This window comes from Paraburkholderia sp., assembly GCF_026225065.1.
In the GTDB taxonomy this organism is placed as follows: Bacteria; Pseudomonadota; Gammaproteobacteria; order Burkholderiales; family Burkholderiaceae; genus Paraburkholderia.
Genome location: NZ_JAMFSB010000245.1, coordinates 1 through 10,222 on the forward strand (window position 1 = coordinate 1; position 10,222 = coordinate 10,222).

Consider the following 10,222-nt stretch of genomic DNA (forward strand, 5'->3'; position numbering starts at 1 on the left):
CGTCCAGCACGTTGCGCATGTCGCGCCGCCGAAGGCCGAGCCAGTTCCGGTGCCGACGCCGGCCCCGATGCTGCCGTCCGCAACACCTACCGATGCCCCTCCCGCGCCGCGTCAGCCTTCGCCACCACCGGCTGCGGCGCCCGCTGCGACGGCGCCGAACGCAAGCTTTGAAGGTGCGCTGCGTGCGGCGATTCAGGCGGCGCTGCGTTATCCGGAGTCGGCCCGCATGGCGGGCATGTCCGGCCGCACGCGTGTTGCATTTCAGTATCGCGACGGCGTGGTATCCGACGTGAGCGTGGTGGTATCGAGCGGCATCGGATTGCTGGATCGCGCTGCGCTGGCTGCAGTGCGGGATGCGGCGTATCCCAAACCCGAGCCTGCATTTGTGGGCAAAACGCTGTCCGAGCAGTTATGGGTCACCTTCAACCTCGACGACCACGATTCGTAATCGTTCGTCCGGTTGGACCCTTACCTGAAACAGCCTCAAGCAACATCCACTGGAGTCGAATGAAAGTGAAACAAGGAAACGTTCTGAAAAGTCTGCTTGCCGGCGCGCTCGCGTCAATGCTGGCAGTGGCGGGAGCCTGTGTCGCCGCGCAAAGCAATCATACGCAGTTCGAAATAACTCAACACTACGGTATAAGCGGTACAGATCACTGGGATTACGTGGCGTACGATCCGGTGCGTCACCATCTGTTCGTCAGTCGCGACACCCATGTACAGGTAGTCGATACGCGCACCGGCAAGCTATCTGGAGAGATCGAAAACACCGATGGCGTGCACGGCTTCGCGTTCGTGCAGGATCGCAAGCTCGGCTTCATTACCAACGGCCGGGCGAACACCATTACCGTCATCGACCTGGATACGCTGAAGGTGATCGACACGATCAAGGCGGCAGGCCCCGACCCCGACGGCATCCTGTATGTGCCGGCGTTGCAGCGGGTGTTCGTCAGCAATGGGCACGATAACAGCGTGAGCGCAATCGATGTAGTTAGCCGCAAGGTGGTCGCGACCATGCCGGTGGGTGGCAAACCCGAGGCGCTCGCCGCAGATAACCACGGGCACGTCTTCGTCAATGTGGAGGACAAAGGCGAGATCGTCGAGATGGACGGCGACGCTGGCGCCGTGCTTACGCACTGGTCGATCGCCCCGTGCGAGGAACCGACCGGGCTCACCATCGATACCGCGCAGGAACGCCTGTTCACCGTTTGCGTCAACCAGCGCATGATGGTGATCGACTCGACCACAGGCCGTCACGTGACGGAAGTGCCGATCGGCGGTCACCCCGACACCGCGGCGTTCGACCCGGCCTTGAAGCTGGCGTTCAGCTCGAACGGTGCGGACGGCACGCTGACCATCGTTCATGAGGACGATGCCGATCACTATACGGTCGTGCAAAACGTTCAGACGCTGGAGGGCGCAAAGACGATGGCCCTCGATGCCAAGGCTCATCGTGTGTATCTCGTGTCGTCTAAATTCGGCCCGGCAGGGGCGGCGACGGCTGACAATCCCCATCCTCGTCCCGCGGTGATTCCGGGGACGTTCGAAGTGTTGGTGGCGCAGCGTAAGTAATGGCTGAAGACCGCCGGGCAGCCTCGCCCGGCGGGCGTAGTCGTCCGGGGGCGCAGCTCGGTTGACAACCTGGCGTGCAACGCAGGGCGCGATACATGACGTGAACCCATCGCGCAGACGCCTCCATGCCGGATATCATAGTGATCTTCGCCCGACATTCCCGTCAGGCCCACGATCAGGGTAGCCCGTCTGGCGCCGCCCGAAGCGAAGTCACCTATGAATACCACCCCTGACGCTATCCCGCGCCCCGCCATGCGTTCCCTGACGCCCGTCGAAGCGCGCGTGCTGGGTGTGCTGGTCGAGAAGCAGCACACGGTGCCGGACACCTATCCGCTCTCGCTCAACGCGCTGACTGCCGGTTGCAACCAGAAGACCGCACGCGCTCCGGTGATGAACGTGAGCGAGGCCGAGGTGCTCACCGCCATCGATGATCTGAAACGCCTCAGTCTCGTGATGGAAGGCAGCAGCAGCCGCGTACCGCGCTTCGAGCACAACATGAATCGCGTGCTGGGTATTCCGAGCCAGTCAGCTGCATTGCTCACGGTGTTGATCCTGCGCGGTCCACAAACCGCCGCGGAATTGCGCCTGAACAGTTCGCGCCTGCATGATTTCGCCGATATCTCATCGGTTGAAGTGTTTCTGGATGAACTGTCGGCGCACGAACCGGCACGCGTGGTGAAGCTGCCGCGCGCGCCGGGTGGGCGAGAGCATCGCTGGGCGCATCTGTTGTGCGGCGAAGTCAGCGTGAGCGAAGAGGCTACGCGTGGCGGCGTTGCGGAAGACCCGGAGGCGTTCGCCGAGGTCGAGGCGCTGAGAGCGGAAGTGAAGCGTCAGGGCGACGAGTTGGCGCGCCTTCAGACGCTCGTCGAGCATATGGCCGCGGAACTGGGCATCAGCCTCGAAAAATTCGCGCGCGAGCCCTGACCGTCAGTGATGCTCAGCCGATTCTTTGCGATTGTTTGCAATTCGCAACTTAGTCGCCCGGAAAGTCGCCGAAGGGGTTTTCCGTTTCCTTCGCTTCCGTGCGCAGATTGTATTCAGCGCGTACCGCCTGGAGCACTGCGGCGATGTCTCGCTCGAACCCGGCGGCGTTGCCGAAGTGCTTCATATCCCAATTGCAGCCGGTTTTGTCGGGCTCTTGCAGCTGCGGACGGGGAACGCGAATCTTGACACCGTCTTCAACGACTTCCTGAAGACGGTGCAGTCGCCGGTTCACTTCCTGCTGTAGCTGGGATGCGTTGAGCGTCTTGCGTATCATGTTGAAATTCGCCTCGAAATCTCAGGCTATATGGTACCGGAGGGACACCACAGTGAACACATTCCGCTTTCAGACCGTACCGACGCTTGTCGTCGAATATGGCGCCGCACGTCGCCTTGGCAGTTTGCTGCGTGAGCAGTTTCCGGCGCTGACGCGCTTGTGCGTCGTGACGGATAGCTTTTTGCATCGCAGCGGTCTGTTGAATCCCGCGCTGGCCGATCTCGCCGCCCATGGGTGGCAGGTCACCGTGATCGACGATGTGATCGCCGATCCGCCCGAACATATCGTGCTGGAAGCCGCTGCGTGGGCGCGTGACGCAAACGCCGAGATTGTGCTGGGCCTGGGCGGCGGCTCCTCGATGGACGTGGCGAAGCTGCTGGCCGTGCTGGTGCCGCAAGACCAGCAAACGCTCGGCGAAATGTACGGCGTCAACAAGGTCGAAGTGGCGCGTTTGCCGCTCGTGCAGATGCCTACGACGGCAGGCACGGGCTCCGAAGTGACGGCGGTTTCGATCGTCACCGTTGGCGAAGCGAAAAAGATGGGCGTCGTGGCGCCGCAACTGATCGCCGATCTTGCGATTCTGGACGCAGAGCTCACGCTCGGACTGCCGGCCGCCGCGACTGCGGCGACTGGCATCGACGCCATGGTGCATGCGATCGAGGCGTACACGTCGGTGCGTTTGAAGAACCCGATCTCCGACATGCTTGCCGTGAAGGCGCTCGAGTTGCTGTCGCGCAACCTGCTGCCTGCCTGCGAGAACGGCCAGGGCCGCGCGGCGCGTGAGGCGATGCTGCTCGGTGCGACGTTTGCCGGTCAGGCCTTCGCCAACTCGCCGGTGGCCGCGGTGCATGCGTTGGCCTATCCGATCGGCGGTATCTATCACGTGCCGCATGGTCTTTCCAATGCGCTCGTCCTGCCGCACGTGTTGCGCTTCAACGCGGAGGCGGCGGCGCATCTGTACGCCGAACTGGCCGGTGTGATCGTGCCGGCAGCGAGCGGTAGCGACGCAAGCCGTACCCAGGCGCTGATCGAGCATGTAGAACACCTGATTGCAGCGACGGGGATACCCGCGACGCTGCGGGCCGTGGGCATCGAACGTAGCGGTCTGGAACGGATGGCCAGCGATGCGATGCTGCAGACGCGTTTGCTCGTCAATAATCCCCGGGTCGTTTCGGAGGCCGACGCATTGGCTATCTATACTTCTGCATTCTGATTCACCCGTATTGCTGAGGCTGCCCGCGCACTGCTACATTTGCGGCGCGCGGTAGGCCGCCGCGCATGCCACGCTGTAGAAAAATCTAACCAGATAAACCATGCGCTCATTATTTTCTCGCTGCTTCTTTGGGGCTGTCTTATTCCTTGCGGCATTGTCAGGCGCCTGCGGAGGCGGCGGTGGCCAAACCTCTTCCGGCAGTTCCACCGACACTGCCGGCACGACTTCCAGCGCCGCAAGCGCGGTAACGCTGAGCGGCTCGACCAACGTGTCGATCGCGGCCGCGCGAAATCTTCCGGCCTCCGCGGTGTGGGCGGTGTACTACGGTACCGCGGCCCAAACCAATCCTACTCAACTAGCTTCGAGCTTCAACATAATCGTCATCGATGCCGACCCGGGTACGGGCAGTCCCAACTTCACGCCCGCGCAGATTGCTGCGCTCAAGGCGAAAGGGGCGAAGGTGCTCAGCTACCTGAACGTCGGCGCCTGCGAGACCTGGCGAACCTACTGGACGACGGTGCCCGCCGGCTTCGAGTCCTGCGGCGCGAATACAGCGGCCCAGCTCGGCCAGTACAGCGGCTACTCCGACGAGTACTGGATGAATGTCGGCAATGCGGCCTATCAGAACCTGATCGTTAACTACGTTGCGTCGCGCCTCGCGGCGACGGGTGTCGATGGATTCATGCTGGACAACTTCGAAATCGTGGGCCACGGCGCGAATGCGGCGCAGGGCCCGTGCAATACCGCTTGCGCGCAAGGCGGTCTGGACCTCGTTGCGCAGTTGCGCACGGAATTCCCGAACCTGACGATCATGCTGAACAATGCGCCGACGTCGGCCCTCAGCGGTTCAAGCGGTGGCGTGTCGTTCCCGATGCTAGTGGATGGCAACTTCGCCGAACAGGTATTTCTGCCGTCGCTGGACAGTTCGCTGTTGCAAGAGCTGCAGACATGGAAGAGTACGGAGGCGCAGTTGCCACGCAGCGCGTTCTTTACAGGCACACTCGACTACGTCAGCAGTTGCTCGGACAGCACGGACGCGCAAAACGGCTGGAATGCCAGCGTCGCGGCGGGATTTAGCCCGTCGATCGCGACCTCGGCACTTGATCAGGTTTGCTGGTGGTCGTTCCTGCCGGCAGTGACGTCGAACTAAACACGGGCGGTCCGCAACGTCGTCCGCTCGAAGATTGCGGCGCGATCAATGCACTTGTGGCACTAGCTCAAGCCGGTGCACCGTGGCACCCGGCAAGAACGGCGTGGTGTCGCCGTGTACCCATGCTTCGTGACCCGCCAGAAAGTATGGCGAGAGCGGATTGCCGGACTCCCCGCCCGGCGTTTCGAAGATACCCTCCTGCTCGCGTCCCGGCGACACGATCATCCGCTCAGACGCGCCGAACGAAGGTGCTTGCACGCGTGGCATATTGAAGTCGCCCGGCAGCGGATCATGCGGTGCACCGAGCCAGCCGCGTATCCATGGCAGCCAGCTTGGGACAATCCGCGCGAACGGATGCTCGATGGCCGCGCGGTTGCGATCTCCCCAGCGCGCATCCGATACGTTCACGTCCGGCGGTAACTGGTCGATTGCGTGGTCGACGCGGTTGAGCATGAACGTGTGCCAGTCGGCGATGCCATCAGGCACCCATGCCTGATGGGCCACGAGCGCTTCCATGACCGCGTCGTAGCGTGAACTCGCTGCGCGAAAGCCCGTCTGCGGGTTGTCCGCGTTGGTGCCAAAGCTCGCCGGGATATCCTTGTCGAGCTTGCCGAACCATGCGTCGTACAGTGAGAAATAGAACGCGCGCACGAGGCGGTAACCAATGGCGTCGGCGTCGGCGCGGCCGTTCCATGCGAGCACCTGACGGCGGAATTCGGCACGCTGCGGATGGTCGCGCAACGCATCGGCGTCGAGCGCAGAGAGGGCGAGACGACGCCAACTGTCGATCCATAGAGCGCGGTCGTCGGTCTGGATAGCCAGCATGTCGCGCTCGTTTGCGTGTGGCAGCGCGAGCAGGTCATCGCGAATCTGCGATGCACGCGCACCGAGGTCGGCGCCGGCATCGCCAAGCAGCCCCGCTTCGGCTGGCGGCAGCGTGTGGTTGTTCGCGGTCCACAGGCGCCCAAGCGGCGGGGCGATTCGCGACGGGTAATTCGCGGGTTCGAGGTAGCCTTGCCAGCCCTGATAGCTGGCGGAATCAAAGGGCAGGTCATCGAACGAATTGTTCGCAGCTGTCGCACCGTTGGTCCAGTGCGGTAGCGGTCCGGCCAGCGTCCAGCCTATCTTGCCGTGCGAATCGGCGACCATGAAGTTCTGCGTTGGAATTCCGCTCGTTTGCGCCGTATGCAGCGCGTCCTCGACGCTTGTGCTGTCTTCGAGTCGCTGCAGGTTGACGTTGACGGCCTGCGGGTCGTGAGCGACCCAGCGCAACGCGTAAGTGTGCGAGCCGACCACGATCTCAGGACCCCATTGCGTATCGGCGACTGGCAGATCGACCGACGCGCCACCCTTCACGTCGATGCGTTCGTGATGCACGGTTGCACTCTGCCAGCTTCCGTCGGGGGTCTTGTACTGCGTTGGATCAGCAGGGTTGCGCTGCAGCTCGATCAGGTCGATGAAGAGGCCGTAGCTGTTGGTGAAGCCCCAGGCAATCTGTCCGTTACTGCCGGCGATGACGAGCGGCGTACCGGGCAGGCTGACGCCGGTCACGCGCCGCGGATGCCCGTCCAGGCCTGGCCACGTGAGCGACAGGCGATACCAGATGTTGGGCAGCGAGAGGCCCAGGTGCATGTCGCTCGCGAGGAGCGCGCCGCCCTGTGCGCTGTGTGCGCCATCGACCGCCCAGCCGTTGCTGCCGATCATGGAATTGGCGGCCATCAGGTCGCCGTAGACAGGATCGGTCGCAGGCAGTGCGACGTTTGCTGTCTTCGAGGCACGGAGCCAGTCAGGGCGCGTGGCGGGCGGCGTCGTGAGGTCGACCGGGGGAGGTTTGGCGACGTCGAACGGCGCGTCCCAGTGGCTCGTTGCCGGCAGCAGGAACGCGAACAGATCGGCGGGGACACGCTGACGCAGCGCCGCGCGCGAGAGGATGTGGCTCACCTCACCTGACTGGAGATCGAAATACATCGCGTAGACGACGAGGAGGGTGTCCTCGGGCCGCCAGGCGGCCGGCTGGGTACGCAGCACCCAGTACTCGAATGGCCGCGACGAAAGTGACGCCAGTCCGTCGTTGACGCCCGCTGTGTAACGGTCGATCAGCGTGCGCTGATCAGCGGGCATGGCGTCAATTCGCGCGCGGGCGCGTTCGCGGAAACGGTTCGGGCGGTTGCTGCGGTCGAGGTTGAGCGCGGCCGGCCCGATCAGCGCGGCCATCTCCCCCGCGGCGACGCGGCGCAGCAGGTCCATCTGGAAGAAGCGATCTTGCGCATGGGCAAAGCCAGTGGCATAGGCCACGTCTGCTCGTGTGCTCCCATGCACGGTGGGTACGCCGAGCGTATCGCGTTCGATCGTGACCGCAGCAGAGAGCGTCGCTGCGTTGTGTGTGCCGTCGAGTTGCGGCAGGCTGGCGCGTAGCGTCAACCAGGCTGCGAGCACGATGGCGGCGAGGATCAGGACGAGGACGTAGAACGAGCGGAGCAACCAGTTGGCGCGCGGCTGTCGAAAGGAGAGACTCGGGCGATTCATCGCGGATGACGAATGGTGTGGTTGCGGTCAGATGGTGCGGTCGGGTAAGCCGGTGGCGTATGACCATAGCACGGGCAGGTTTTTCGGTGTGGCCCGTTAGCGTTTAGGGCCGGTAGAATGAGTCTCCCCCGGGGCATTTAATGCGACAGTTGACATGGACAAAGAACCAATCAGGATTGCAACGCGGGAAGAAGCGATGGAAATTGGCAAGCGTCTGCGGGCGTTTAATGTCTCCGTCGTAGGTGAACACCGCTTCGAGCCGCTGTGGCTCGTTCACCCGGGAGCGGATGGCGAGATTATCGGTGGCGTCGTCGGCGAAGTCGGATTTGACTGGCTCCATCTCAACATCTTGTGGGTCGCGGAAGCTCATCGTAAGACGGGTCTGGGGTCTGCGTTGCTTGCCGCGGCAGAGCGGGCGGCTATCGATATTGGCGCGCGGCAAGCGTGGCTAGACACCTTCGAGTGGCAGGCTGAAGGTTTTTATCTCAAGCATGGCTATAGTGTGTTTGGGCGCCTTGAGGATTTCCCGGAAGGCCAGCAGCGGATGTTTATGCGTAAGACGTTGGTCAACGTTTGATGTGAAGTGAAGCGGATTGTCATGTAGCGCCGCTCTATCTATACCTCATTTTCTCCGCTCAACGAAAGGTGGGATCTATGCGCACATCCTCGACTCGTGGGGCCGTACTTCTTTTGATCGACTTGCAAAACGCGATTGATCATCCTGACTGGGGCGTTCGGAACAAGCCTTTCGCGGAGGAAAAAATTTCTCGGCTGCTGACTCGCTGGCGCGCCGAGAAGTGGCCAGTCTGGCACGTGCGGCACGACTCCGTTGAGCCTGCTTCGCACTACCGGCCTGGACAACCGGGCCACGATTTCAAACCCGAGGTCGCTCCGTTGCCCGGCGAGCCCGTTATTCCGAAGCGCACCAACAACGCGTTCATCGGCACAGGTCTCGAGGATCGCCTGCGCGAGGGTGGCCATACAACGCTCGTGGTGGTCGGCGTGATTACGAATAACTCTGTCGAGGCAACGGTCCGGATGGCGGGCAACCTCGGCTTCGATACTTACCTTGTCGAGGACGGCTGCTTTACGTTCGGGCGTGCGGACTGGAACGGTCGCTTTTGGAGCGCGGAAGAAGTCCACGCTATATCGCTCGCAAACCTTCACGGTGAATACTGCACAGTCGTCACTGCCGAAGAAGCGCTAAACGACGCGTCTTAAGCGCGCTCATCCGAGCGATGCCGCGTCTCCGGCATGCGCAAATAGACAATCAACGATATTGCAGCCCACGCCGTCACGTACCAATAGAAATACGACTCGTGACCGTCGGCCTTGAAGCGCAGGGCGACGAACTCGGTCGTGCCGCCGAGAATCGCCGTGGTCAGCGCATACGGCAAACCTACCGCCAGGGCGCGAATTCTCGCGGGGAATAACTCGGTCTTAGCGAGCATGTGAACCGACGTAAACCCACTCAGCATGACGAGCCCAAGGAACGCGAGCACAAACGCAACAACCGGATCATGCGTATGCGAAAGCGCGGTGAAGAGCGGCACCGAAAACAGCGTACAACTCAATCCGAAGCAGATCAGCACCGGCCGCCGGCCGAAGAAGTCTGAGGCGAGGCCAAACAGCGGCTGCAGCGGCATATAAAGCAGGAGCGCCGCCGCCGAGGCGAGCGTTCCCGCTTCACGCGACAGACCAACCGTGTTGACGAGAAACTTCTGCATGTACACCGTGTACGTATAGAAGGCGACCGTCCCGCCCACCGTGATTCCGATGGCGAGCAGCAACTGGCGCCAGTGCGCCAGCATCTCGCGGCTGATCGGCGGTCCGTGCTTGCTGGCGCTCTCGGTGAACGCTTCGGTTTCCTCGACATTGCGGCGCATGTACATCGCAAACAGCGCCAGCAGTCCGCCGATCGCGAACGGAATGCGCCAGGCCCATCGGTCGATCTGTCCTGGCGTGAACAGCACGTGCTGCATGACGAGCAAAAGGCCGAGCGCAAGCAATTGCCCAGCCACCACGCTCACTTGCAGAAACCCAAGGTAATAGCCGCGCTGGTTATGCGGCGCAATCTCACTCAGATAGGTCGCGCTTGTGCCGTATTCGCCGCCCATGCTCAAGCCTTGCAGCAAGCGGGCGACGATCAGGACCGACGGCGCAAACACGCCGATCGTCGCGTAGCCTGGCGTGACCGCAATCATCATCGAACCGATGCACATACCCAGCACCGACCACGTGAGCGCCGTTTTGCGGCCCTGCCTGTCGGCGTAAAGCCCGATCAACCAGCTACCGAGAGGCCGCGCAATATAGCCGACCGCCGCGATTGCCGCGGTGTTCATTAACTGGACGGTTGGCTTGTCGCTGGGGAAAAAGGCCTTGGCGAAGTAGATCGCAAAGCTGCTGTACGCGAGGAAGTCGTACCACTCGATCACATTGCCGGTCAGTCCACCGACAATCGAGCGCAAACGCACTGGGCCCGCGTGCGTGCGCGCTTCAAGGC

At 62.4% G+C, this 10,222-nt stretch carries 11 protein-coding genes; 7 read left to right on the top strand and 4 right to left on the bottom strand.

The genetic code is table 11. The annotated features are described in order from the left end of the window. The 3 genes from M0954_RS18070 to M0954_RS18080 all read left to right on the top strand — a co-directional run. The coding region (locus M0954_RS18070) for a TonB family protein (protein WP_297354686.1) at nt 1-448 on the top strand (448 nt) is incomplete at its 5' end. Between the two features lie 59 nt (nt 449-507). After that, nucleotides 508-1,572: a hypothetical protein gene (locus M0954_RS18075; RefSeq protein ID WP_297354689.1), complete on the top strand. Its 1,065-nt coding sequence runs from the start codon at nt 508-510 to the stop codon at nt 1,570-1,572. 216 nt (nt 1,573-1,788) lie between these two features. Continuing rightward, a complete protein-coding gene (locus M0954_RS18080; RefSeq protein ID WP_297354691.1) occupies nt 1,789-2,496 on the top strand; it encodes a YceH family protein in 708 nt (235 codons plus the stop codon). Between the two features lie 49 nt (nt 2,497-2,545). On the opposite strand, the gene M0954_RS18085 is transcribed toward M0954_RS18080, so the two are convergent. Then, on the bottom strand, nt 2,546-2,830 hold the full coding sequence (locus tag M0954_RS18085) for a hypothetical protein (protein WP_122157350.1): 285 nt from the start codon (nt 2,828-2,830) through the stop codon (nt 2,546-2,548). Between the two features lie 52 nt (nt 2,831-2,882). On the opposite strand from M0954_RS18085, the gene M0954_RS18090 reads away from it, so the two are divergent. Continuing rightward, nucleotides 2,883-4,043 carry an iron-containing alcohol dehydrogenase gene (locus tag M0954_RS18090; protein ID WP_297354693.1) on the top strand — a complete coding sequence of 387 codons (1,161 nt, stop codon included), beginning with the start codon at nt 2,883-2,885 and terminating at the stop codon, nt 4,041-4,043. Nucleotides 4,044-4,076: 33 nt separating this feature from the next. Here the strand turns inward: M0954_RS18090 and M0954_RS18095 are convergent, their stop codons facing one another. Then, complete coding sequence (locus tag M0954_RS18095) at nt 4,077-4,310, bottom strand: hypothetical protein (RefSeq protein ID WP_297354696.1); 234 nt, start codon at nt 4,308-4,310, stop codon at nt 4,077-4,079. Between the two features lies 1 nt (nt 4,311). Between M0954_RS18095 and M0954_RS18100 the strand changes: the two genes are divergently transcribed. Next, nucleotides 4,312-5,193, top strand: coding sequence for an endo alpha-1,4 polygalactosaminidase (locus tag M0954_RS18100; protein WP_297354698.1), 882 nt, complete (start codon nt 4,312-4,314; stop codon nt 5,191-5,193). 45 nt (nt 5,194-5,238) lie between these two features. Here the strand turns inward: M0954_RS18100 and M0954_RS18105 are convergent, their stop codons facing one another. Beyond that, the gene (locus M0954_RS18105) at nt 5,239-7,719 is read right to left on the bottom strand and encodes a penicillin acylase family protein (RefSeq protein WP_297354700.1); all 2,481 of its coding nucleotides are present in this window, start codon (nt 7,717-7,719) and stop codon (nt 5,239-5,241) included. A gap of 154 nt (nt 7,720-7,873) precedes the next feature. On the opposite strand from M0954_RS18105, the gene M0954_RS18110 reads away from it, so the two are divergent. Both M0954_RS18110 and M0954_RS18115 read left to right on the top strand, forming a co-directional pair. Then, nucleotides 7,874-8,296: an N-acetyltransferase gene (locus M0954_RS18110; protein WP_133893872.1), complete on the top strand. Its 423-nt coding sequence runs from the start codon at nt 7,874-7,876 to the stop codon at nt 8,294-8,296. Between the two features lie 77 nt (nt 8,297-8,373). Continuing rightward, entirely contained in the window at nt 8,374-8,940 is a 567-nt protein-coding gene (locus M0954_RS18115; protein WP_297354701.1) for a cysteine hydrolase family protein, read from the top strand. Here the strand turns inward: M0954_RS18115 and M0954_RS18120 are convergent. After that, on the bottom strand, nt 8,937-10,222 hold a 1,286-nt coding region (locus M0954_RS18120), incomplete at its 5' end, for an MFS transporter (RefSeq protein WP_297354703.1). The genes M0954_RS18115 and M0954_RS18120 overlap by 4 nt on opposite strands.

Coding starts and splice junctions, on each gene's coding strand:
- M0954_RS18075 (WP_297354689.1), top strand. CDS start 508: ATGAAAGTGAAACAAGGAAACGTTCTGAAAAGTCTGCTTGCCGGCGCG.
- M0954_RS18080 (WP_297354691.1), top strand. CDS start 1,789: ATGAATACCACCCCTGACGCTATCCCGCGCCCCGCCATGCGTTCCCTG.
- M0954_RS18085 (WP_122157350.1), bottom strand. CDS start 2,830: ATGATACGCAAGACGCTCAACGCATCCCAGCTACAGCAGGAAGTGAAC.
- M0954_RS18105 (WP_297354700.1), bottom strand. CDS start 7,719: ATGAATCGCCCGAGTCTCTCCTTTCGACAGCCGCGCGCCAACTGGTTG.
- M0954_RS18110 (WP_133893872.1), top strand. CDS start 7,874: ATGGACAAAGAACCAATCAGGATTGCAACGCGGGAAGAAGCGATGGAA.
- M0954_RS18115 (WP_297354701.1), top strand. CDS start 8,374: ATGCGCACATCCTCGACTCGTGGGGCCGTACTTCTTTTGATCGACTTG.